Raw genomic sequence first — 24608 nt, forward strand, 5'->3', positions numbered from 1 at the left:
AATCCCATACGACAAACGATGAACGACCTACGATCAACGTAAAAAGAGGCTGTCTTAATGCGACAGCCTCTTTTTCACAGACAGGAGAACGCTATGGAAATGTTTTCTATCCGCAAAGGGACCTTTATCGACAGGCCCAATCGCTTCATCGCTCATATTGACCTGGATGGCGAGGCCGTGACCTGCCACATGCCCAATCCCGGGCGCATGTGGGAGCTGCTCTTTCCCGGGGTGGCGGTCTATGTCCGGCCGGCAGCCAATCCCAAGCGCCGGACGGCTTACGATGTCGTCGGCATCGAGCGCGACGGCGTCCCTATCCTGCTCGACACGCAGTATAATAATGATACGGCGGCCTGGCTGGTCCAGGAACACCGCATTCCCGGCTGGGAAGATTGGGACCTCGTCCGCCGGGAAGTCACCGTCGGCGACAGCCGTTTCGACCTGCTCCTGGGGCGGGGAGACGAACGATTTTTTGTCGAAGTCAAATCGTGTACCCTCTTCAGCCGCGACGGCGCTATGTTCCCCGATGCCGTCACCGAACGGGGACGCAAACATATCTTAGAACTAGCCGCCATGAGCCGCCAGGGTATCCATACGGGCGTCTTGTTCCTGGTCCACTGGGACCGGGCCCGCTGGTTCCTGCCGGACTACCATACGGATCCGGCCTTTGCCCAGGCTTTTTATGAAGCGGCGCCGCATCTGGACTGGAAGGCCCTGGCCCTGCACTGGGATGGCTCTTTTTCAAGGCCCGGCACAGCCGGCGTCCTGACCTATCCCCAGGCCGTCCTGGAACGGGAAAACCATGACAGCGGCGATTATTTATTCATCCTCCATCTGGCAGACACGAAGGATATCACCATCGGCTCGAAAGGAGACTTCCATTTTCCGGCCGGCTATTACGTCTATACCGGGTCGGCCCGGAAGAACCTGGCTGCCCGCCTGGCCCGCCACAGCCGCAAGCGCAAGAAGATGCACTGGCACATCGATTACCTGCGCCAGGAAGCCGACGTCATCGCCGCCCTGCCCATCCGGACGGCCGATGACCTGGAACATGAACTGGCCCGGGCCGTCGATACCGTGGCCAATTGGCACATCGACGGCTTTGGCTGTACGGACTGCAATTGTCCGTCCCATCTCTTCGGTTTTTCTGACAATCCCATCCATTACCGCCCTTTCATCCAGGTCGTCGAAGACTTCCGCATGAACCGCCTGGCTTCGTTGATGACCGATACCGGTGCTTTCGTGAAAAAAGACTAGTCAGGCCCGTTTTTTATGCTATAATGGGGTAAATCAAGATTTACTAGGGGGAGATAGAGACATGGAACGATCCAAAGCATTAGCTTTATTGCAGAAATATAATCAAGAGCCTTTTCACATCATGCATGCCCTGACTGTCGAAGGCGTCATGCGTTGGTATGCCCAGGAACTGGGCTATGGTGACGACGTCGATTTCTGGGGACTCGTCGGCCTGCTCCACGATGTGGACTTTGAAAAATATCCGGATCAGCACTGTAAAAAGGCGCCGGAACTGTTGGCTGAAATCGACGCTGACGATGCTTTCGTCCATGCCGTCGTCTGCCATGGCTATGGTATCTGTGTCGACGTCGCACCGGAGCATTTGATGGAAAAAGTCCTCTATGCGGCCGATGAATTGACGGGTCTCATCTGGGCGGCTGCCAAGATGCGTCCATCTAAGAGCACCAAAGACATGGAAGTCAAGAGTCTCAAAAAGAAATTCAAAGACAAGCGTTTCGCCGCCGGCTGTTCCCGGGATGTCATCAAACAGGGGGCAGAAACCCTGGGCTGGGACCTGAACGACCTCTTTGAAAAGACCATTTTAGCTATGCGCTCCTGTGAAGACGGCGTCCGCAAGGAATGTCTGGAACTGACAGGCGTAGAAGAATAAGTAGGAGGAAATAACTATGAAATTACGTAAAATGATGATGACCACCGTAGCTGCTGCTATGCTGACCCTCAGCGCTGCCGGCGCTTCTTTCGCATCGGGCCTGGGCACGATCAATGCCGGCGCTCTCTTGCAGCGGCATCCGCAGTACGCCAAGACCATGGCTACCTGGCAGTCTGATGTCAAATCGGCTCAGCAGGATTTCCAGAAAGAATTGAAAAAGACCAGCGATAAAACGGCACAGCAGGCACTGGTACAGAAATACAACACGAAACTGAACCAGCAGCGCATCGCCCTGTTCTCGCCCCTGGAAAAGGACATCCTCGCTAAGACCCAGGCCGTCCAGAAAGAAAAAGGCCTGGACTACGTCGTCCTCGCCGGCTCTGTCGTCATCGGCCAGGCCCAGGACATCACAAACGACGTCGCTGCTAAATTGAAGTAATACCAGTTTTTTAATTTTTAACCATCCGCTAGCCACTAACCACTAGCCACTAACCACTCAAAAGGACTTGCCGCACGTGCGGCAAGTCCTTTTGCATTCATGGAATTTCCAAAACGGGCAAAAAGCGCAAAGGTTGTCTCAGGGCGTTATCTTTTATTCCCCATGGTCCTCACGTATGATAAGGGTACGAAATGAGTCATTCGGAAACTAAAGAAAAGGAGAACAAGTTTATGGATATTGTTGCCATCGTCCTAAGTTTATTTTTACTCGTAACCTTTGCTTATCGCGGATTCTCGGTCATCCTCTTCGCACCGATTTTCGCCCTTTTTGCCGCCAGCTTTTCGGGGCTGCCGATTTTACCGGGGTATACGGAATTGTTCATGGCTAAAGCCGTTACCTATATCAAGTCCTTCTTCCCGGTCTTCCTCCTCGGTGCCGTCTTCGGTAAAGTCATGGAAGAAACGGGCATGGCCCGCAGTATCGCCATGGAAACGATCAAGCTCATCGGGAAAGATAAGGCTGTCTTCGCCGTCGTCTTTGCCTGCATGATCCTCTGTTACGGCGGTATTTCTATGTTTGTCTGTGCTTTCGCCGTTTATCCCTTCGCCGCTGCCCTGTTCCGCGAAGCCGATATTCCGAAACGCCTGATTCCGGCCTGCTTCGTCGCCGGCGTCTTCACGGCTACCATGGACTGCTATCCTGGTTCGCCGCAGATCCAGAACATCATCCCAACGATTTACTTGGGAACGACGACTTTTGCCGCTCCTATCTTGGGCTTGATTTGCGGTACTTTATTGATCGTCCTCTGCTTCATTTATCTCGAATTCCGCCGCAAACAGATGGCCCGTTCCGGCGAAGGCTATGGCAATCATACCCTCAATGAAACGGTCATCGATCCGGAAGCTTCCCTTCCGCCCTGGCAGTTATCTATCATTCCGCTCATCGTCGTCCTGGTCTTGAATTTCTACTTCTCCATGGTTTTCCAGTGGGATGAATCGTTATTAGATCCCTTCCGCTCTATGAATGTACCCCTTTTGGCTAAAGGCGTCCACAACGTCGTCGCTATCTGGGCCCTGGTCCTCGGCCTCTTGGCGGCTATCATCATCGCCGCTGCAACGGGCCGCAAGTTCATGTCCAAGAATACCAGCGTCAAAGCCGCTCTCAATGCCGGCGCTTTAGGTTCTCTGCTGGCTATCATGAACACGGCATCGGAAGTCGGCTACGGCAACGTCATTTCGTCTTTGCCGGGCTTCCTGGAAGTCGCTGATGCCCTCCTCGGCATTGGTCAGGGCATGCCTTTGTTCAATGTCGCCTTGATGGTCAATATCCTGGCCGGTATCACTGGTTCCGCTTCCGGCGGTCTGAGTATCGCCCTGGATATCTTTGGCCAGCACTTCCTGGCTGAAACGGCTGCTGTCGGCATCCCGGCCGAAGTCGTCCACCGTATCGCGGCCATGGCCTCCGGTGGTATGGACAGCCTGCCTCATAACGGCGCTGTCATCACGACCCTGGCTATCTGCGGCCTGACTCATCGCGAAGCCTACAAGGATATGTTTGCCATTACTCTCTTGAAAGTAGTTGTCGCCTTCTTCGGCGTATTCTTCTACATGTTAACGGGAATTGTATAATTTTGAAGGTCTTGTCGTTGACGACAAGACCTTTAAGCCGTTAGTGGCTAGCTGCTAACGGCGGGCCGCCCTTTGGGACGGCCCCTACGAATACTAACGGCTAACCCCTAGCTGCTAACCGCTAAAAAGGGCGCTGTCGCACGAAGGCTTTTGCTTTCATGCTAGGCCCCATTTACTTTATAGTTTGTAGCAACAGAGTTTGTAGTTTGCAGAGAAAACCTTCAAATTTAAAGCCATCCGCTAACAACTAACTGCTAGCCACTAACAACTTTAAAGGGCTTGTCGTCGTGCGACAAGCCCTTTTTTTCATTTCCCTTCTTTCAAGTCATCGGCACAGACTTTGCCGATGCGGGTGAGCAGGTTCAAGAGTTCTTCCCGCTCTTCTGGCGTGAATTCCTTGAAGACCATGTCATTCAGTTCTTCGATGCGTTTCTGGACCGGTTCTTTGATGGCCATGCCGGCAGCCGTCGGTTTGACGCGGATGCTGCGGCGGTTGTTGGGGTCGAGGATGCGGTCGATGAGACCGCGTTTCTGCATCCGGTCGAGGACGCCGGAAATGGTGGAGTTTTCGACGCGCAGGATGTTGGCGATTTCTTTCGGTGTCAGCGTTTCATCTTTCCAGAGACAGGCCAGGACGCCGTACTGACCGGGCGTGATGCCGAATTCTGACAAGTTCTCAGAGAAAATCAAAAAGACTTCGTGTTGTGAAATGGTTAGCAAAAAATTGATGCATCTCGTGTAATCCACAGGATATCTGCCTTCCTTCTGAAAATATTTCGTATTACCAATTACTATATATTTTATCATATTTTCGTATATATATCTATTGCCTTTTTAGGAAATGCAAGAAAAAGCGGCGGCATGTGGCAATTCCCCGGCAAGTGCCGTATAATGGAGACGAAAACAAAAAAAGGAAGGAACACCATGAAACGCAAGCAAATCTTTGGCTTTGATTATACTGACAACGAGTACATGAAAATCTTCATGTACCTCCTCGTCGGCGGCTCGGCAGCGCTGTTGGAATGGACGCTCTTTTATATTTTCTTCCGCCTTCTGTCTGCTGGCGAAGTCTTTTCCATGCAGACCCAGACCGTCCTGGCAGCGACGACGATGGCCTTTGCCACGTCGACGCTGTATCACTACATCCTGTGTAACCGCTTCGTCTTCGACAGCGGCAGCCGATATCATCGCGGGACGGAAGTGTCCCTGGTCTTTCTCGTCAGTGCCATCGGCCTGGGCTGGAATCTCCTGCTCATGTGGCTGTTTACATCGCCGGCTATTTTAGGCCTGAATCCGATGGTTTCGAAGATCATGGCCAGCGCTATCGTCACCGTTTGGAATTATGTATCGCGTAAAAAATGGATTTTTAAGTAAGGGGGTGTCTCTATGGCACGAGCAGCGCGGATTATGGAAATTTTGCAGGATATGATTCATATTGACAGTGAAACGAATACACCCAAGGAAAGGCAGATGGAAGTCTATCTGCAGCAGTTCTTCTCTCACCTCGACGGCGTCGCCAGCGGCCTCATCCATGTGCCCGACGACAACTGCCAGCGGTCTGTCGTCTACGGCCTGGTCCGCGGCAGTACGGGGCATACGGTCATTTTCATGAATCATCACGATGTCGTCGATGTAGAATCCTATGGCTATCTGCGGGATCAGGCTTTTGACCCGCAAGGCCTCTATAAGGCCCTGGAACGGGCGCCTCTCAGTGAAGACGTGCGCCGCGACTGGGAAAGCGGCGAATGGCTCTTTGGAAGGGGATCGTGTGACATGAAGGGCGGCGCGGCCGCGCAATTAGCCGTCTTTGAAGACTATGCGTCCCAGCCGGGAAGGGCCAGCCTGATTTATTTATCCCTGCCCGATGAGGAAACGTATTCGGCCGGCATGCGGACGGCCATTACCCTGCTCAATGAATTGAGTTCTTCTTATGGCTTGACCTACGACATCCTCATCGATAGCGAACCGAACCACAAAGAGCAGGGACAGCTCGTTGCCTATACCGGTTCGGTCGGCAAGATACAGCCCGTCGTCCTGGTCCAGGGCAAGCCCGTCCATATCGGCTGCTATGACAAGGGTATCAATCCCGTGGGCATCCTGGCTCACCTCATCGCGGCGACCGAAGGCAGCCAGGAGCTGACCGACTGCTGTGACGGCGAACAGACGCCGCCACCGGCCTGGGTCTACCTCCGGGATCGCAAGGAACGCTACGATGTGACCCTGCCCCAGCGCGTGGCAGCGGCCTTGAATCTGCTGACCTATGATAAGACGCCAGACGATGTCATGTATGTCCTGCTGGAAGAAACGCGGCGGGCCGTCCACGAAGTGCAACAGACCATGGGCAGTGACCTGCCCGTTTCCGTCTGCAGTGCGGCGGAACTCTTGCAGCAGGCTTCGGCTTACCCCGGTTTCGACGTCTTCTATGAAGCGGCCCAACAGGCTTCTTTCGTCGCCTTGCAGGATGGGCGCAGTACGTATGTCGAAGAAACGATACATCTCTTAGAGCAGATCCTCGATTTCACCGGCATGACGGCGCCCATGGCTGTCGTCGCCTTTGCGCCGCCCTATTATCCGGCCGCCGACAGCCTGGCTTTCCCGACGCCGGCCTTTACGGGGCTGCTGGAAAAGATTGCTTCTATGATGGATGTCCGCTTCGACCGCTATTTCAACGGCGTTTCCGATTGCAGCTACTGCTGTGTCGACCCTGATTTTGACGAAGGCATGGTCGAAAAGAACCTGCTCCTCTGGGGCAAGGCTTATCCCTTCGACTTGGACAGTCTGAAAAAATTGCAGATTCCCTTCCTCCTCCTGGGGCCGTGGGGAAAGGACCTGCACGAACGGACGGAACGCGTCCATATTGAAAGTGTATCGAAAAAATTGCCGCATATCCTCGACGCCATCATTTCTTATGTCGGCCGGCAATAATCATAAAAAGTATGGGAATGGTCGTGAGATGACTAAAAATCATGAAATAATGTAACCCACTTGTAACAAAGATATGGTATACTAGAACATAATAATGTCATAGGTGGCACTATTAAATATCAATAGGAAGCTGGGATTTATGATGAAAAAGAAATCTTTAGTATTGGCTGCTGTTATGGCAGCATGCGCTACTTCCTTTGCTTTCGCTACGCCGCAGACGCAGTGGAACCAGGGACAGTGGCAGCTCGATTTAGGCGCTTGGAACCCGAAAGCTTCGGTTGACTCCAGCAACTGGTCGAAGACTAACTTCTCCGATTATGGATATGGTAAGGAAGACACGAACTCCAAGTGGGACTTCCAGGGCGGCCTCAGCTACGGCCTTTCCGACCGCTGGGCTTTGCAGTACAACTACTACGGCTTGAAGACTAAGAGCGATAACAACAAATCTTACAAGACCGATGGCGATGAACACGAAGTAAACCTCGTTTACTCCATCAACAAGAACTTCGCTGCCTTCGCCGGCTGGAACCGCATTAAAAACGACCTCGGCGGCAACATGAACGACACCAACAACGTCGCTCAGATCGGCTTGATTGCCAAAGCTCCGCTGGCTAAGAACCTCGACTTCTACGCTAAAGGTGCTATCGGTACAGAAAAGACGACCATGTGGGAAGCTGGCCTCGGCTACAGCATCACGCCGGACCTCGACATCAGCGCTGGCTATCGTTACTTGAACACTAAATTGGCTGATGGCGGCGACACCACTTTCGGCAACAAAGACGACGCTAACATCTCCTACAAAGGCTTCATCGCTGGCCTCTCCTATCGCTTCGGCGGCGGCCACAAAGAAGCTCCGGCTCCGGAACCGGTTTACACTCCGGAACCGACTCCGGCACCGGTCGTTGAAACTCCGGTCCAGAAGAACGACTACTACGTTGAAAGCGTTCACTTCGGCTTCGACGAAGACCAGCCGCTCGCTTCCGAACGCGCTAAGATGGACCACTTCGTCCAGGTTGCTAAAGCTAACCCGAACGATACGTTCAAACTCGTCGGCAACACCGATGCTAAAGGCACCGATGCTTACAACGATGACCTCTCCAAACGCCGCGTAGACAACGTTGCAGCTTATGCTGAAAGCCAGGGCATCCCGGCATCGCAGATGCAGCTCGACTACAAAGGCAAGACGGATCCCGTCAGCACCAACGACACCGAACAGGGCCGCGCTGACAACCGCCGCGTAGATATCTGGCAGAATCACTAAAATTAGTGGCTCGTGGCTAGTTGTTCGTGGCTAGTGAAAAAGAAGCTGTCGCATAGCGACAGCTTCTTTTTTTCTATAGGGGCTCGCACGTGGCGCCTCCTACAAGCTGCTAACCCCGAGCCACGAACCACGAACCCCGAGCCACGAACCACGAGCTACGAACCACGAGCCACGAGCCACGAACCACGAACCACGAACCACGAGCTACGAACCACGAACCCCTAGCCCCTAGCCCCTAACCCCTAGCCCCTAACCCCTAACCCCTAACCCCTAAATTCCCTCAAAAAGGGAATTTCTCCTTGCCAAATTTCGCTTTTCACGATATAATAATGTAGCTAACTTAATAAAAGTACTGGTGCGTGGTAATCCGCCGGGGCTTGTGCAATGGGAACCTATGAACCTTGTCAGGTCCGAGAGGAAGCAGCAATAAGTAGATATTTCCATGTGCCACGAGGAAACCTGGCGGGTTATCATACACGAGTACTTTTCAGTTGGTAAAAGCAGCGGTTAGCTGCTTTTTTTCGTATACGGAAGGAAAGGGACTCATGGCATATATTGCATTATACCGTAAGTGGAGGCCGAAGAATTTTGAAGATGTCGTCGGCCAGTCCCATATTACGGAAACCCTGCAAAAAGCGATAGATACGGACAAAGTAGCCCATGCTTACTTGTTTTCCGGCCCCCGCGGGACGGGCAAGACGAGCACGGCTAAAATTTTTGCCCGGGCCATGAACTGTGTCCACGGGCCGACGTCCCACCCGTGCAACGAATGTGAAGTCTGCCGCCATATCATGAGCGGCGAATCCTTGGATGTCGTCGAAATCGACGCCGCCTCGAACCGCAGCATCGAAGACATCCGCACTTTGCGGGAAACGATTAAATTCATGCCTGCCGAAGGGCATAAGAAAATTTACATCATCGATGAAGTGCATATGCTGACGACAGAAGCTTTCAATGCCCTGTTGAAGACCTTGGAAGAACCGCCGGCCCATGTCATCTTCATCCTGGCGACGACGGAACCGGAACGGATTCCCATGACGATTCTCTCGCGATGCCAGCGCTATGAATTCCGGCGCATTACCAGTGACGATATTGCCAAACGGCTGCTCTACGTCGCCGGCCAGGAACAAATCGACCTGACCAAGGGCGCTGCCCATATCCTGGCCGTCCAGGCCGACGGCGGCATGCGCGATGCCCTGAGTATGCTCGACCAGTGCGTCAGCAACACCAACGGCACCATCGACGAAGGCGTCGTCCGCGATTTATTGGGCCTCATCGGCAAAGACTGGCTGTTTTCCCTGGCCCAGGCTATTTTCGATGGCCAAGGCGATGTCATCATCAAAGCCGTCGATGACGTCATCCACATGGGTAAGGAGCCACGGGTCATCCTGACGGAATTGCTGGCTCATCTGCGGGCCATCATGCTCTGTCAGGCCGCTCCCTCGTCGGATACTCTTTCGGCTTATGACGACTGTCTCGATGAGCTTCGCAAGCAGGCCGGTGAACTGACAGCCGAAGCCGTTTTTCAAGTCCTGGCGATTTTGCAGCAGGCCTTATTGACGGCCAAGACGTCGCCGGTCCCGCGCATTGCCGTGGAAATGGGCCTGCTCATGGCGGCGCGGCAGCTGAATCAGCCAACCGTCGTCCATACAGCCGCAGCTACTCCCCAGGCTCCGGAGAAAAAAGGGAAAGCTGGCGACAAGCCGGACGTCATTCCCGTACCGGAAGAAGACGATTACAGCGGCGGCTACGGTCCGGAAGAAGTTGTTCCTTTCCCGGAAGATGAGTTTACCTCTCCCGGACCGGTTCCGCCAGTCCGGCCGGCAGCGCCTGTACCTCAGCCGCAGCGCCCGGTTCCGTCCCCGGCGGCACCTGTCGTAAAGGCTGCGGCTCCGGCAGAAAACAAGGCGCCGGCAACGCCTCCTGCTCCGGCAGCCCCACCTGTCGAGTCGGCCGCATATCAGGACGTCTGGAAAAAGATGTGTGCCATTCTCGATAAGGAAAAGAAGAAAGCCGTCTTGTCCTGTATCCGCAATGGCCGCGTCGTTTACATCGGCGAAGGCCAGGTCATCGTCGCCTTTAAGACGGCCTTTATGGTGAAGCGGGCCAATCGGGAAGATTACTTCAAATTCACCGATGCCGCCTTATCCCAGATCCTGGGCGGCACGTATCACATGCAGGGCTTTTTGGAAGGCGATGCAGAACTTTCGGGATACGAAAAAAAAAAGAGTGAATTGCCCCCGGTGAAGGCCGTAGGAAAAGCCCCGGTACAACCCGAAGATATTCCAGCTCCTGCGCCAGCTCAGGAAGCCACTGAGCCAGGCGATGAAACGGCGTGGCAGCCGGCTTCGTTAGACGATATGGATGAAGCGGAAAGAGCCGCCCTGGAACCATTGCTTAAAAACGTAGGAGACTGTAATATATATATAGAAAACAAAAAGTAAATTTACGCGAAATTAGGAGGAACGCACATGTTTGGTGGAAATATGCAAGGTATGATGAAGAAAGTACAGAAAATGCAGAAAGAAATGAAAAAGCTGCAGGATGATTTGAAGAAACGCACTGTCGAAGCTACCGTTGGCGGCGGTGTCCTGACCATCGTCATGAATGGGGAAAAGAATGTCGAAAGCGTCCACATCGACCCGAGCATCATCGACCCGGAAGATGCGGAAATGCTGGAAGACCTCATGGTCGCAGCCGTCAATGAAGCCAATAAGAAAGTCGACGACATGATGGCTCAGGAAATGAGCAAGATTACAGGCGGTATGCACCTGCCGGGCATGTTTTAATGGATACGCCATTAGATAAGCTGACCGAGCAGTTCCGCCGCCTTCCCGGCATTGGCGTCAAGACGGCCCGTAAGCTGGCTTACTATATCGTTCAGCAGCCCAACAGCCGTGTCGATGAATTCGTCGATGCCATCCGCGATGCTAAACAGAATATGCATTTTTGCTCAGTCTGCTTCAATTTATCGTCCCAGGACCCCTGCCCGATTTGCAGTGACATCAGCCGCGACCGATCGACGATCTGCGTCGTCGAAACGCCGCAGGATGTCCAGGCCATTGAACGCAGCGGTGATTATCATGGGCTCTACCACGTCCTGCACGGCGCCCTGTCGCCCCTGGATGGCGTCAACGTCGAAGACCTGCGCATCCGCGAGCTCCTGCAGCGCCTGGGCAATACGACGGTCAAGGAAGTCATCCTGGCGACGGATCCCGACGTAGAAGGCGAAGCGACGGCGTTATATCTGGCCCGCCTCATCAAGACAGCCGGCATCCGCGTGACCCGCATTGCCCGCGGCCTTCCTATGGGCGGCGACATTGAATATGCTGATGAAGCAACCCTGGCTGGTGCTGTTGCCAATCGGCAGGAAATGTGAGGGTATTATGGAATATCTATGGATAGCCGCAGGCGTTTTCGTCCTGTTTTTAGTGCATAAGCTCATCTTGGCGCCTATGCGCCATTTAGTGGTCAACGTCGTCGTCGGCCTCATCGTCCTGTACGGCGTCAACCATTTTGGCTATCTTTTCGGTTTCCAGCACGTCCCGATTACGGTAGGCACAGGCCTCATCATCGGCCTGTTCGGCCTGCCCGGGGTCATACTGGTTACCTTGTATTACACGTTTTTTTAACCTACGCGAAGAGGGGATATCGTGAAATTAAAGAAATGGGCCGTCCTTGCCTGTACGGCTGCCTTGGCTGTATCAGTCCTGTCGGGCTGCGGCAACAGCGTGTCTACTAAAACTGAAACGGTTTCCAAATCGGACCACCCTGTGGCCCTGACCCTGGATGCCAATATTACGGCTTTACATATGACCAATATCGTGCCGAAGTTATCGGGGAAACTCGTATCGACACCGCTGGCCGTAGGCCAGGAAGTCAAAGCCGGTGAAGTCGTCGTCCAAGTCGATTCGGCGCCGTATCAGCAGAGCGTCAATCAGGCAGAAGCTGAACTGGTAGCGGCTTCTTCGGCATCGACGCCGACGTACAAGACCGTTACCGTACCGGCTGCCAGCAGCGGCGGCGGTGGCGGCGGCGACAACAGCGGCCACCGTGCCGAACTAAAGGCCTGGTACAACATGGGGGCCTTATCGAAAGTAGAATATAACCAGATGATGGCCGATTCCGGCGGTTCGTCTTCACAGGGCGAAACGACACAGACTGTCCAGGTCCAGGAAGCTCCGGCTGTGGATCACGAAAAGATCGCCCAGCTGCAGCAGGCTGTCCAGGCTGCCCGCGATATGATGGGGAATACGACGATTTACTCACCCATTGACGGCCGGGTTACGGCTGTAGCCGATAATCCGTCCGTTGCCGTTGCCGGCAATGTCCTGGCTACGATTCAGCAGATGTCTCCTTTAGTCGCGACCTTTGCCATCCCTGAAATGTACATCCAAGCCTTGCAGGATGCTAAAAAAGACGGCAGCCTGCAGGTATCCATCATCGCCGCTTCGGGTGAAACGGAAACGGGTGAGCTGACGTATTTGGCAACAGAAAAGGATCCGTCCACCGGTTCTTACATGGCCAAGGTCACCTTCAATAATGCCAAGAACCTTTTCGTTCCCGGCGAATTCTATCACGTCCGCATCGCCACGCCGAAGGAAGTATCCCAGATTACCGTTCCCAAGACGGCAGTCCGCACCAAAGACAGCGGTGACTTCGTTTACATCGTCAATGACAGCGGCCTCGCCGATGCCCGTTCTGTCCTGACTGGCGATGAAGAAGATGGCCGCGTCGTCATCCTCGATGGCCTCGATGAAGGCGATATCGTCGTTGCTGATCCGCCGGATTCGCTGGAAATCGGCATGAAAGTTAAATCGTAATGCCAAGGAAGGGTGAGAGCCATTGGTAAAAGAAGAGCATCACAGCAGTTTGTTGAAATCCTTGGAAAAGAGCCTCGACGTCCTCGACCTCTTCGTCGAGTGCAATACGGGCATGACCTTGAAGGAAATCGCTGAGCATACCCATTTGAATACGTCGACGGCTTTCCGCATTGTAAACACGTTGGAACGGCGCCAGTACCTGACCCGCAATGATACGTCCAAGCAGTACCGCCTGGGTCCCCGGGCCCTGGCGCTGGGCTATTCGTCTCACTGGACGGAGAACGTCATCACCTTGGCGAAACCGTATTTACGGCGTTTACAGCAGTTGTTTAACGAAACGGTCAGCATTTACATTGCCGAAGGCGACTGCCGTATCTGCCTGGACCATGTCGAAAGCACCCATTCCCTGCGCCGCGTCATTCCCATTGGCGAATCGCTGCCCCTCTACAAGGGAGCTGCCGGCCGGGTGCTGCTGGCCTGGACGAGCGACGAGGAACGCCAGCGCTACATTGAAAAATACGGCAATATTTCTGAAGAGGAATTTGCCACCATCCGCCATAACGGCTACGCCATTACCCAGGATGAAAGCGAGCATGGGCTGTTTGCCCTGTCTGTGCCTATCTTCAATTTTGAAGGCCAGGTCATCGCGTCTTTGACCATTGCCGGTCCGTCTATGCGCTTTTATGATTCCATCCGTCAGAAGATGTTGTTTACCATGAGCCAGTATGCCTATGAAATTTCCCATTCCTTAGGCTATCGCAAGAAAACATGATGGGCCGCAGATGGACGGCTGACGAGTTTCGCATCGATGCCAGCCTGCTGGCCCCACGCCTGCTGGGACAGTATCTTGTCCATGAAACACCCCAGGGCATCTGCAGCGGCCGTATCGTCGAGACGGAAGCTTATGGCGGCAGTTACGACGGCTTTCCCGATGATGGGGCCCATAGTTTCCGCGGCCTCACCAAGCGGACGGCGCCGATGTTCCATGCCGGCGGTATCAGCTATGTCTATTTGATTTATGGCATGTACTGCTGTTTCAATGTCGTCGCCGGTCCCGAAGGCGAAGGACAGGCTGTTCTCATACGGGCCGTTGAGCCTGCAGCGGGGACGGATCTCATGGCAGCGCGGCGGAAAGCCCGGAAAGCCGGCAAGAATCTGACCAATGGTCCGGGAAAGCTCTGTCAGGCCATGGCTATTACGCGGGAGGAAAACACCTTAGACTTGACGTCTTCCGGGCTGTATATTGCCCATCCTGAAGAAGACGTCCCCTTTGCTGTTGCCGTTTCGCCGCGTATCCATATCGATTACGCCGTACATGGGAAATCTTTTCCCTGGCGTTTTTATATCAAAGACAATCCTTACGTATCCAAGGTGTGAATATTTTAGGGGGAGATTACTATTATTGAATTCAGAGAATTTCGCTTAGAAGATAAACCACTTATAGATGACTATTTTCATCAGAAAAGATATGAACAGGCAGACGCTACGTTCATGACGCTCTTTGCCTGGCAGAAGCCGTATGAAATCCAGTGGGCTGAAGAAGACAATGTCCTCTATATCCGCTCGGGCCGCGGCAAGAAACAGTTCTGGATCCCGCCCTTTGCCCGTAAAGACGGCAGCTTCGTCAAAGGCGTCCTGCGCATGCACGAATGGTTCGATGAACACGGCTATCCGTTCCTGATGAAAGGCGTTACGCCGGAAGCCGTCGAACGCATCAAGGCCCTCTGTGAAGACTGTTATGACTTCACGCCGGACCGGGACAATTATGAATACGTCTATCTGACCCAGAGCCTGATCAACTTGTCCGGCAAGAAATACCGCCAGAAGAAGAACAATCTCAATCACTTCCGTAATCAGTATTTCGGCAACTGGGAATACGTCCCCATTACGGAAGACATCTTCGATGAATGCCTGGCTGCGGAAAAGACCTGGTACGACCAGCATGAAGCCGGCGACGAAGACGATGAACTCTTGGGCGAACGCCATGCCATCGAAACGGTCTTCAATAACTGGGAAGTCCTCCAGCCGACGGGCGGTGCCATCCGCATGTACAATAAAATCGTCGCCTTCTCCATCGGTGAGATGCTCAACGACGATACGGCTATCATCCACTTTGAAAAGAGCGACCCGACGATCCGCGGCCTCTATCAGGTCATCAATCATGAATTCGTCGTCCATGCCTGGCCGCATACGACGTATATCAACCGTGAAGAAGATATGGGGATTCCCGGCCTGCGTCATTCCAAGGAATCGTACAATCCTGACCATTTCGTTGAAAAATACGACGTTACACTGCGCCAGAAATAAGGGGGCTTTTCTATGCATTTCCGCTTAGCGACTGAATCGGACCGGGGCCTCGTCGAAAGCCTTTGGGATTACTGCTTTGAACACCGGGAAGATCCTTTCTTCCAGTGGTACTTCAATCATTTTTACCAGCCTGGAAACGTCCTCATGGGCTTTGAAGGCGACGATATGGCCTGCCTGACCCATCTCAACCCGTATACCCTTTGTCTGCGCGGCAAAGCCATCGATACGTCATATATCGTCGGCCTGGCGACTCATCCGGCAGCCCGGCGCAGCGGTGTCGGCGGGAAACTGCTGACAGCGGCTTTAGAGGAAATGAAGCGCCGCGGTCATTATATCCATATCCTCATGCCCAGCAAGGCCGGTTTCTATCAGCCCTATGGCTATGAACTCTACTGCCATCAGTGGAAGGAAACGATGCCGTTAGAATCCCTGCGTCCGCTGACGGACCGGACCGTGCGCTATGCCTTTGTCAACAGTCCGGACCAGTGGCCTTATCTGGCAGCCATTTATGAAGGCTATACGAAAGGATTGTCCGGCTATGCCCTGCGCGATGAAAAAAGCTGGCGGAGCCATATCGAGGCCCAGCTGGCCGAAGGCAATATCGCCGTCTGCTTCGATGGCGATGAACCTATCGGCTATGCGTTCTATCAGCTGGGAGAACCGACCATCATCAGCGGTGAATTCGTTTACACCTGCCGCAAAGGGAAGCGGGGCCTCTTGGGTTACATGTACAATCACCGTTCCCAGGGCGAAGCCTTCCAGTGGAATGAAGGCATCCATGACCAGTCCTACCGCTTCTATCCCGACGGGAAACAGGGCCATGAAACGATGCCCTTCATGACAGGCCGCATCGTCGACGTCAAAGGGGCGCTGGAACAGCTGCCTTATCAGGCAGACGGGACGGTCACTTTCCATACGGAAGACCCGCTGGCAGATTGGAACTGCGGGACCTTTACCTTGAAAGTAAACCATGGTAAACCCGAAGTTATCCGGGAAACAGATAAAGCGGCCGACGTCACCATGCCCATCGGCACCCTGGCCCTGCTGGCCTTCGGCGCCATGGATGTAAACGACCTGGCCTTTAACGAAAAACTCCAGGGAAGCGACAAAGCCCTGCAGACCCTGCAGGACCTCTTCCCGACCGAAAAAAACTGGATCAACGAATGGTATTAGGGGAGTTAGTGGCTCGTTGTTAGTGGTTCGTGTCTCGTAGGGGCTCGCACGTGGCGAGCCCGCTTCAGGATATGTGTAATTTCCCAAGCCGATTAACCAGAGCATCATCCAACGCCATGGCGTGAACTAGCCACTAGCCACTAAACACTAACCACAAAAAAAATAGGCTGTCGCACAAGCGACAGCCTATTTTTTTCATCAATAATCAGCAGAAAAGTCCTTTGCAAAAGGCTACCCATTTAGTATAATAAGAAAATCAACGTATGTTGTTTATTGATTACTAGGGGGAATTTAGTATGGAAAGTCAATTTTTTACGTCCTTCCTGATGATCAGCGATTGGCGGACAGTCTTATTCTTAGCTGTCCTGGCTGTTCTCTTCGGACTCATTCATTATTTGTATCATAAGCGTAAGATGGGGTTCTCGCTCGTCGTCTGTGTCGGCATGGTGGCCGGGGCTTTATTGGGCCTGGTCATGCAAATGATGGCTGGCTTCCCGGATGATCCGACGAAAGTCGTCTTCATCAAGGAAACGACGAACTGGTTCCAGCTCTTCGGCAACGGCTATATCGATCTCATCAAGATGATCGTCATTCCGCTGGTCATCATTTCCATTGCTCACGTCGTCATCAATATGGATTCTGGCAAGACCATGAGCCGGCTGGTCAAGCGGACCCTGCTGGTGACCCTGGTCATGACCGCTATTGCCGCCGTCATCGGCATCGTCTTCGGCATCCTCTTCGATGTCGGTTCGGGCAGTGCCATCAGCAGTGAAGCAGCTAAAGCCAAACCGAAGGATGTCATCAGTGTGGCTTCGACCTTGCGGGCTCTCATTCCGGGGAACCTCGTCGATTCCATGGTCAAGAACAACGTCATCGGCATGGTCATCTTCGGGGCCGTCTTTGGCCGGGCCATCTGGTGGGTCAAAGCGGATAAGCCCGACATGGAAGCCTTTTTGCATAAACTCATCGACGGCCTGCACAAGACGATGATGAACATGGCCCTGCTCATTTTGGACTATATGCCCTGGGCTGTCATCGCCTTATTAGCCAACACCATTGCCCAGAAAGGCCTGGCAAGCATCCTCGACGTCGGCATCTTCATCATCGCCCTGTATGTCGCCCTCATCGTCCAGTTCATCATTCAGATCCTGGCCGTCATGCTGCACGGCATCAATCCCATTCACTACCTGAAGAAAAGCGTGGCCTTGCTCATCCTAGCCTTTACGTCCCGTTCCAGTGCCGGCTGCCTGCCGGTTACCATTGAAACCCTGGTTACCCGCCTCGGCGTCGACCAGGGGACGGCCAGCTTTGTCGCCGGTTTTGGTACGACAGCCGGGATGCAGGGATGTGCCGGCGTCTTCCCGGCCATGCTCATCGTCTACGTCTGCCATCTGACTGGGACGCCGCTGGATATTACCATGCTGGTCATGACCGTCATTGTCGTCACCATCGGATCGCTGGGCATTGCCGGGATTCCCGGTACGGCGACCATGGCTGCTTCAGTAGGCCTGTCCGGTGTCGGCATGGCCTCATCGTTCAGCCTCATCGGCCCGATCCTGGCCATCGACCCGCTCATCGATATGATGCGCACCATGGTCAACGTTTCCGGTTCCGTCACCAACTCCATCATGATCGACAAACAGCTGGGGACACTGGACATGACAAAATATAATAGCCACTAACCACTTAAAAGGGCTTGTCGCACGACGACAAGCCCTTTTCCTTTTTGCCAAATAGGTGTAACATAAAATTATAATTACCCTTATCGCATGGAGGTGTTTCTATGGATTCTTTAGGCTATTTTGGCAAGTGGTTCCCGACAGAGCATAAGAAGTACACGGCCATCATTGCCATGCTGTATGTTGGTGTCGTGACGACGGTTTTGAGCGTCTTATTTGAAGTCGCCCTGCGGGGACTGGCTATGATCGGCCTCTTTGGCGGTCCGGCCGGCGTGCGGCGGACTATGGATGTTCTGGCCTTTTTCAGCGGCCTCAATACGCTGGTCACGCTGGCCCTTCTCGTCATCATGATTTACCTGCTCTATAAGACACGGGCTTTGGCTTATCTGCTCAAAATGTTCCTGGGCTATTTTGTCGTAGACCTTTTGTTGATTTTGATTGCGGAAATTTTTAATGGGACGGTGGCTGCGATTCTCTGTATCTTAGGTATCATCGCTACTATTTATGTGAATCGCCGCCGCTGGCACTACATCAGTAAATACCGCCGCTATATTTACTACGTCATCCTCAGCTGGCTTGTCAGTGCCCTTTGTACGGCAGCTGTCGTCGGCCACATCGTCTATAGTATGACCCAGTTGATGTTCGGCATGACCCGCGGCGGCCTTGGGACTTTCGTCGGCTATGCCGTCCTCCTGGTCCTGGTCTGGATGATTCCTGTTTTCTGCCAGCATTATATCTATCGCCGGGAAGAACGGCTGGGGACTTCCTTCTATCAGGCCTTCCGCCTCATGTGTACCGTCCCGTTGACGGCCCTGTTTTTCATCTTTGGTATTTCTTCCCTGGCGTCGATTGGCACCTTGAGCGGTGAAAACATGTTTACATCGTTTGACTTTGACGATACAGGCGATAACCAAGCCAACGAACAAAACAATAAAAGCATGATGTCAACGCAAAATGTAAACGGAGTAAATGAAAAATACTGCCCTCATTGCGGCCGTCCCATCGCGGCGGATGCTGTCTTTTGCAGTCATTGTGGCAAACCCGTCCATACGTGCCCGCAATGCCACCAGCCCGTCGACCCGTCGGCGAAATTCTGCCCATCCTGTGGCGCCCAGCTGCAGATCCCTGAAGCGAAGGGCCGTTATCCGATGGCTGTACAGCCGGAGGCAAAGGCTGTCCATCCTGAAATAAAGCCGTCGAGACCTTCTGTGGTTCCGTCGTCGGAAGCCATTCCCTTTAAAACACAGTTACAGGCGCATCGCCATCTCCTCATCGCCCTGGCCTGTGTCCTCGTCGTAGCCATTGCCGGCGGCTTCTGGTACGCCCATGAAGGAAAAGCCGTTCCGGCCAAGGGAAGTGCTGTATCGTCCGAGCCTGCCAAGACGGCTGATTCTGAACTTTCTTTAAACGGTGTTTACCTGGGGCAAAATTGGGATGAAGCTAAAGATGGACTGGGCCGGGAACTGAGCACTTCGGACAGTAAAGACGGTGCCGTTCATCATAAGTTTAACGATATGGATGTCGTCGTCAAAGACGGCAAGGTCATCATGCTGACGTCGGCCTCAGCGGCAGCACAGAGCAAACGGGGCATCCATCAGGGCAGCTCTTGGGATGACGTCGTCAATGCCTATGGCGACGATTACCAGGCTTCGGAATATGGCGCCCAGATCCATTACGAATATACCTTTAAGACAGACGATGGAAAACCGGGGATTTTACGCTTTGCTGTCAGCAAGAACAGCCAGACCGTAGAATACATCAGCGTCCGCCTGGCTGATGAACAGACAGATGGGGCGAAACAGGCTTTCCTGGCCTATCACAAGGCTATTTCCGGTCATCACCTGCAAGAAGCCTTCCAGATGCTGACTGGAGAATTCCAGAATTCTGTTGGCGGGTATGATGGCTACGTGCCGGGGTATGCCAATACCTTGTCCAGCGACGTTTCCAATATCCGTAAAATCGCTTCCGGCGGCGATAAGGCGACGTTTTCCTTTGCCCTGAAAGCACGGGACCGCATCCCGGGCAGTTCACAGGTCAAAGTCCAGTATTTCAACGGCCAGGTGACGATGATAAAGGATGGGAACACCTGGAAAATCAGCGATATGAGTGCCAAGAAGACGGGGGAACATGTGGAATAAGTGGTATGTCCGGCATAAACGGAAAATAAAACGCATAGGGGCGATCATCTTGATTGCCGCCGCCGTCCTCTATGGGCTCTGTTTCTACATGAGTTATAAGGCGGCGGATATATTCAACCAAGTCGTCGCCGAGCGCCAGCTCTTTCCCGGTACGGTTACGGTGGAACGCCTGACAGCGACGCCAGGCGGGACGGTTTCTTTTGAGAACCTGGTATGGAACGATGATGAAGGTGACACGCTGGTCCAGATCCCGGAAGGCCAGTTCACCGTCAAGTTAAGTGATGTCCTGACGGCTCATATCGGCACGCAGACGGTGGAAGAGGTTACCTTGAATAATGCCTATATTCATTTGATTTTTAATGATAAAATGGAATTACAGCATATCAAGAAGGCCCATGACCATCAAAGCAGTGATCCGCGGGATTTCATCAAGGTCACAGGGCCTAAGAGCAACCGCCCCTTCAATTGCCACGTCGCCCTGCATCAGAGCGTCATCGAAGCCGAAGCGCCAGGCCGCTATTTCAAAATCGGCGATGTTGAGTTCTCTTCTGACATCCATACCAAGGGCCAGACGAATATCGATTTGCGGGCCGGCCATTTTTCCGGCACGATTGATGCCAAGTCCCTGCGTATCCGCGGGAGCCTGGATTTCAAACCGGAAACGCCGCAGTATAACTTGTCCCTCTTGCTGAGCGGCTGCAATCCCCGTTCTCTCGGGGCCGGCCTGGACATCGATGACCCGGCGACGGTTTCGGCCGACATCCGCGGCCCCTTATATGCCCCGGTCATCGACGGTACTTTGAAGATGGACCGCCTGGATATTACGGCCCTGGTCTTTACTGATGTCGTAGGGCAGGTCCATTATGAACAGGGCCTGCTCGATGTGAGCGAAGTCACAGCTGGCGTCTTTGGCGGCTCCATGAAAGGCCATGGGCAGGTCAACCTGGACGATAAATCGTATACGGCGGACATGACCGGGTCCCAGCTCAAAGGCGGCATTGCGGCCCATGACCTCTTCCTGCGCTGCAACGTCGACTTGAACCTGCACATGGAAGAAAATAAAACGGCCCATACGAAGGCCATTTATGGTGATTTCCAGTCCGGCCCGGGCCGCTATCACCAACTGCCCTTCCGGGGGATTTCCGGGTCCTTTGCCCAGGATGGCAAGACCTTGAACTTCCGGGACGTCGTCATTTCCATGTTCTTCGGCGACGTGTCGACGGATGCTTTTTCCATTGTCAATGGCAAGGTCAAGATTGGCGCTATCAACATTGACTATAAGAACGGCAAACGGAGCCGCTGGGGGAAGGGCGGTCCCCAAGAAGTCCCGTGAAAAACATGATGGATAGAGAAAGGAGTTTTTACTATGGATATTTCCCGATATTTAGCCCAAGAAGGAGAAAAAATCGATTTGTCCCAGTGGCCGACGGCCTGCGATGTGGATATCGACAAGAAGAAGGTCAAAGGCGAATTGCTGGACCAGACGATTGCGGAAATGCAGGATTTACAGGAAAAACTCTGTGCCGACAACCACTATGGCCTGATCATCGTCCTGCAGGCCATGGATGCGGCCGGGAAAGACGGTACGGTCAAACACGTCTTTGCCCACCTCAATCCGGCCGGTGTCAAAGTACACAGTTTCAAGAAACCGAGTCTGGAAGAAATGGATCACGACTATATGTGGCGCATCAATAAGGCCCTGCCCGGCCGGGGTGAAATCGGGATCTTTAACCGCTCGCACTATGAAGAAGTCGTCGTCGCCCGCATCCACAACCTCATCAAGAGCGATGGCATGCCGGAAAAACTGGTCCGTAAGGATATCTGGGAAACGCGCTACCGCCAGATACGCGACTGGGAACGGTATTTATCTGAAAATGGGTTCCCTATGGTCAAGATTTTCCTTCATCTGTCGAAAGATGAACAGAAGAAACGCCTTATCGACCGCATCCTGACCAAGCAGAAAAATTGGAAGTTCGACATGTCCGATATTGAGGAACGCAAGTATTGGAACCGCTATCAGAAAGTCTATGGCGAAGTCCTGGCGGCTACGTCGACGAAGTACGCTCCCTGGTACATCGTCCCGGCTGATGACAAGTGGTATACGCGCTATGTCGTCGCACAGATCGTCCTCAAGGAACTCAAGGCCATTGACCCGAAATTCCCGAAATTATCACCGGAAGTCGAAAAGCAGCTGGCCCAGTTCCGCCAGCTCCTGAAAGAAGTCGATATCAAGGACTTGAAGAGCATCAAGAATGTCATTAATGAACAAAAGGATAAATAAGAAGTATTCCAGACTGTGTCCAATGTGATATAATAAGGACGGTTCAAGGAAATCGATGAATTTCCGTACGCGTTTTGAGACATATCTCAAGGAGGTACCGTTATGCTCGATGCAAAAGTAAAAGAATTAATCAACACCCAGATCAATCAGGAATTCTATTCGGAATATTTGTATTTAGCTTTTGCCAACTATTTCTATGACAATGGCCTCGACGGCTTTGCCAACTGGTATGATGTCCAGGCCCAGGAAGAACGGGATCACGCTATGCTCATGCGGACCTATCTGCATAACAATGGCGAACGCGTTACCTTCTCGGCTATTGCCGAACCGCAGAACGACTTTGACAGCATCAAAGCGGTCCTGAAAGCCGGCTTGGCCCATGAACAGTATGTTACGTCGCTGATCAACAAAATCTATCAGGCTGCCGATAAAGTCCATGATTACCGGACCATGCAGTGCTTCGACTGGTTCGTCAAGGAACAGGGCGAAGAAGAAAAGAACGCCGACGATTTGATCAAGAAGTACAAGATGTTCGGCAGTGATGCCAAAGGCCTCTATGCCTTGAATCAGGAATTACTGGCCCGGACGTATGTCGCTCCGACGTTAGTTTTATAAGATCCGTATAATTTCATAGTGCAATCAGGTGCGTATGCTCAATAGAGAAGTCCGGTGAAAAACCGGCGCGGTCCCGCCGCTGTAAGGAGGAGCCAGGCTGCAATGATGTCACTGTACGTTTGCGTATGGGAAGGCGCAGCCAGGGCCATGAATCCGAGCCAGAAGAACTGCCTGATTCGGATCACCGATTGACCTGCGAGTGATGGGGATGGGGATTGTAATAGCTGGTGGTATGGTACTGGCTATTATTGACTGCGTGTATAAAGGACCTCGCATGATGGTGAAACTTCATGAGAGGTCCTTTTTTTATATTCATTTTTACTAAAGGAGAGATGACTATGTTCCACAAAAAATTGAAAACCGCGTTAATCTTGTCTTTGGCCCTGACTTCATTTGGTGCTTTTTCGGCGCCTTCTTTTGCTGCCGGCTATACGCTGAACCCGGAAGTCAAGGACGCCACGCCGGCTTTGAAACAGGCCGCTGAAATCGGCGTCCGCACGTATAATAACCCAGAAATGCAGAATGAAGCCAATAAAGACGCCATCCTGGTACTGAGTTTCGGTACGACCTATAAGGACAGCCGCCAGAAGACCATCGATCAGACCGTTGCCGACATCAAAGCGGCCCATCCGGATCAAAAGGTCGTCGTCGCCTTTACGTCGCATATCATCGTTGACCGCATCAAGGCTAAAGAAGGCCTGACCATACCGACGCCGGAACAGGCCATGGCTCAGTTGAAAAAAGAAGGCTATACCCGCGTAGCGATTACCTCCCTGGATATCATCCCCGGTATGGAATATGCGTATGATACGGCTATTTTTGACCTCTACAAACATGATTTCAAGAAATTGACCATCGGCACGCCGATCATGTACTGGATGGGCCAGGAAGGCCAGCGCGACGACATCGCTGAATTCGTCAAAGCTTTTTCGACGCAGTTCCCGAAAATCGGCAAGAAAGATGCCATCCTGGTCATGGCCCATGGTACGCCGCACCCGTCTAATGCCTATTATTCCGTCGTCCAGAACCGCCTCGATGCCGCGAACCTGGGCAACGTCTACATCTATTCCGTCGAAGGCTGGCCCCATCTGGATACGGTCATTCCCCAGCTGAAAGCCAAGGGAATCAAGAATGTCATCCTCATGCCGATGATGATGGTCGCCGGGGACCATGCCAATAATGATATGGCCGGCGCCGATGCCGATTCGCATAAGAGCATTTTGGAAAAAGAAGGTTTCAAAGTCACTCCGTATATCCATGGCCTCGGAGAAAACGCGGCCGTCCGCCAGATGTTCGTCGAACGGGCTGATGAAGCCTGGAATGCCCTGGAAGCCCAGTAATTTGACTTCATGGAATTTTTTCCTACCAAATTAGTCCATCCTTTTCGTCTATCATTCCATATGCTTCCTTTGTATAATGAAATCACGAAATGC

The 24608-nt window shown here is 53.0% G+C and carries 23 protein-coding genes, 1 other RNA gene and 1 riboswitch; of the genes, 23 read left to right on the forward strand and 1 reads right to left on the reverse strand.

Going from position 1 to position 24608, the window contains the following annotated elements; genetic code table 11:
* Nucleotides 1–93: 93 nt before the first annotated feature.
* The 4 genes from sfsA to ACE418_RS11675 all read left to right on the forward strand — a co-directional run bounded on the left by sfsA (nt 94) and on the right by ACE418_RS11675 (nt 3973).
* Entirely contained in the window at nt 94–1257 is a 1164-nt protein-coding gene (gene sfsA / locus ACE418_RS11660) for a DNA/RNA nuclease SfsA (protein WP_416450759.1), read from the forward strand.
* 61 nt (nt 1258–1318) lie between these two features.
* Entirely contained in the window at nt 1319–1906 is a 588-nt protein-coding gene (locus ACE418_RS11665; RefSeq protein WP_416450760.1) for a hydrolase, read from the forward strand.
* Between the two features lie 16 nt (nt 1907–1922).
* Nucleotides 1923–2345, forward strand: a complete 423-nt coding sequence (locus ACE418_RS11670; protein ID WP_416450761.1) for an OmpH/Skp family outer membrane protein — start codon at nt 1923–1925, stop codon at nt 2343–2345.
* Nucleotides 2346–2575: 230 nt separating this feature from the next.
* Entirely contained in the window at nt 2576–3973 is a 1398-nt protein-coding gene (locus tag ACE418_RS11675) for a GntP family permease (protein WP_416450762.1), read from the forward strand.
* 306 nt (nt 3974–4279) lie between these two features.
* Here ACE418_RS11675 and ACE418_RS11680 read toward each other — a convergent pair whose 3' ends face one another.
* Nucleotides 4280–4720, reverse strand: a complete 441-nt coding sequence (locus tag ACE418_RS11680) for a MarR family winged helix-turn-helix transcriptional regulator (protein WP_416450763.1) — start codon at nt 4718–4720, stop codon at nt 4280–4282.
* 177 nt (nt 4721–4897) lie between these two features.
* Between ACE418_RS11680 and ACE418_RS11685 the strand changes: the two genes are divergently transcribed.
* From ACE418_RS11685 to ACE418_RS11775, 19 genes are all read left to right on the forward strand, one after another.
* The gene (locus ACE418_RS11685; RefSeq protein ID WP_416450764.1) at nt 4898–5347 is read left to right on the forward strand and encodes a GtrA family protein; all 450 of its coding nucleotides are present in this window, start codon (nt 4898–4900) and stop codon (nt 5345–5347) included.
* A 12-nt stretch (nt 5348–5359) separates the two neighbouring features.
* Nucleotides 5360–6898 carry a M20/M25/M40 family metallo-hydrolase gene (locus ACE418_RS11690; RefSeq protein WP_416450765.1) on the forward strand — a complete coding sequence of 513 codons (1539 nt, stop codon included), beginning with the start codon at nt 5360–5362 and terminating at the stop codon, nt 6896–6898.
* A 139-nt stretch (nt 6899–7037) separates the two neighbouring features.
* Nucleotides 7038–8159, forward strand: coding sequence for an OmpA family protein (locus ACE418_RS11695; protein WP_416450767.1), 1122 nt, complete (start codon nt 7038–7040; stop codon nt 8157–8159).
* Between the two features lie 311 nt (nt 8160–8470).
* Nucleotides 8471–8661: signal recognition particle sRNA large type (gene ffs / locus ACE418_RS11700), an RNA gene on the forward strand.
* Nucleotides 8662–8704: 43 nt separating this feature from the next.
* A complete protein-coding gene (gene dnaX, locus ACE418_RS11705; protein ID WP_416450768.1) occupies nt 8705–10603 on the forward strand; it encodes a DNA polymerase III subunit gamma/tau in 1899 nt (632 codons plus the stop codon).
* Nucleotides 10604–10630: 27 nt separating this feature from the next.
* The gene (locus tag ACE418_RS11710) at nt 10631–10948 is read left to right on the forward strand and encodes a YbaB/EbfC family nucleoid-associated protein (protein ID WP_020311196.1); all 318 of its coding nucleotides are present in this window, start codon (nt 10631–10633) and stop codon (nt 10946–10948) included.
* Nucleotides 10948–11538, forward strand: coding sequence for a recombination mediator RecR (gene recR / locus ACE418_RS11715; protein WP_020311195.1), 591 nt, complete (start codon nt 10948–10950; stop codon nt 11536–11538). Before ACE418_RS11710 ends, recR begins: the two co-directional genes overlap by 1 nt.
* 7 nt (nt 11539–11545) lie before the next feature.
* A complete protein-coding gene (locus tag ACE418_RS11720; RefSeq protein ID WP_292261902.1) occupies nt 11546–11791 on the forward strand; it encodes a pro-sigmaK processing inhibitor BofA family protein in 246 nt (81 codons plus the stop codon).
* 21 nt (nt 11792–11812) lie between these two features.
* On the forward strand, nt 11813–12982 hold the full coding sequence (locus tag ACE418_RS11725) for an efflux RND transporter periplasmic adaptor subunit (RefSeq protein WP_416450769.1): 1170 nt from the start codon (nt 11813–11815) through the stop codon (nt 12980–12982).
* Between the two features lie 22 nt (nt 12983–13004).
* Nucleotides 13005–13754: an IclR family transcriptional regulator gene (locus ACE418_RS11730; protein ID WP_416450771.1), complete on the forward strand. Its 750-nt coding sequence runs from the start codon at nt 13005–13007 to the stop codon at nt 13752–13754.
* A complete protein-coding gene (locus tag ACE418_RS11735; RefSeq protein ID WP_416450772.1) occupies nt 13751–14359 on the forward strand; it encodes a DNA-3-methyladenine glycosylase in 609 nt (202 codons plus the stop codon). The genes ACE418_RS11730 and ACE418_RS11735 overlap by 4 nt, the downstream gene beginning before the upstream one ends.
* A gap of 63 nt (nt 14360–14422) precedes the next feature.
* Nucleotides 14423–15289 (forward strand): DUF2156 domain-containing protein, encoded by an 867-nt coding sequence (locus ACE418_RS11740; protein WP_363317094.1) that lies wholly within the window; start codon nt 14423–14425, stop codon nt 15287–15289.
* 12 nt (nt 15290–15301) lie between these two features.
* Nucleotides 15302–16462 (forward strand): GNAT family N-acetyltransferase, encoded by a 1161-nt coding sequence (locus tag ACE418_RS11745; RefSeq protein WP_416450773.1) that lies wholly within the window; start codon nt 15302–15304, stop codon nt 16460–16462.
* Between the two features lie 296 nt (nt 16463–16758).
* Nucleotides 16759–18144: a cation:dicarboxylate symporter family transporter gene (locus tag ACE418_RS11750; RefSeq protein ID WP_416450774.1), complete on the forward strand. Its 1386-nt coding sequence runs from the start codon at nt 16759–16761 to the stop codon at nt 18142–18144.
* 101 nt (nt 18145–18245) lie between these two features.
* Nucleotides 18246–20279, forward strand: a complete 2034-nt coding sequence (locus ACE418_RS11755) for a zinc ribbon domain-containing protein (RefSeq protein WP_416450775.1) — start codon at nt 18246–18248, stop codon at nt 20277–20279.
* Nucleotides 20269–21612 (forward strand): AsmA family protein, encoded by a 1344-nt coding sequence (locus ACE418_RS11760; RefSeq protein WP_416450776.1) that lies wholly within the window; start codon nt 20269–20271, stop codon nt 21610–21612. Before ACE418_RS11755 ends, ACE418_RS11760 begins: the two co-directional genes overlap by 11 nt.
* Nucleotides 21613–21645: 33 nt before the next feature.
* Nucleotides 21646–22560 carry a polyphosphate kinase 2 family protein gene (locus ACE418_RS11765; RefSeq protein ID WP_416450778.1) on the forward strand — a complete coding sequence of 305 codons (915 nt, stop codon included), beginning with the start codon at nt 21646–21648 and terminating at the stop codon, nt 22558–22560.
* 102 nt (nt 22561–22662) lie between these two features.
* Entirely contained in the window at nt 22663–23175 is a 513-nt protein-coding gene (locus tag ACE418_RS11770) for a ferritin (RefSeq protein ID WP_020311370.1), read from the forward strand.
* Between the two features lie 9 nt (nt 23176–23184).
* Nucleotides 23185–23364, forward strand: a riboswitch (cobalamin riboswitch).
* Nucleotides 23365–23513: 149 nt separating this feature from the next.
* A complete protein-coding gene (locus ACE418_RS11775; protein ID WP_416450779.1) occupies nt 23514–24515 on the forward strand; it encodes a sirohydrochlorin cobaltochelatase in 1002 nt (333 codons plus the stop codon).
* The last annotated feature ends 93 nt before the right edge of the window (nt 24516–24608 follow it).

Source organism: Megasphaera jansseni (assembly GCF_047974155.1).
GTDB lineage: Bacteria > Bacillota > Negativicutes > Veillonellales > Megasphaeraceae > Megasphaera.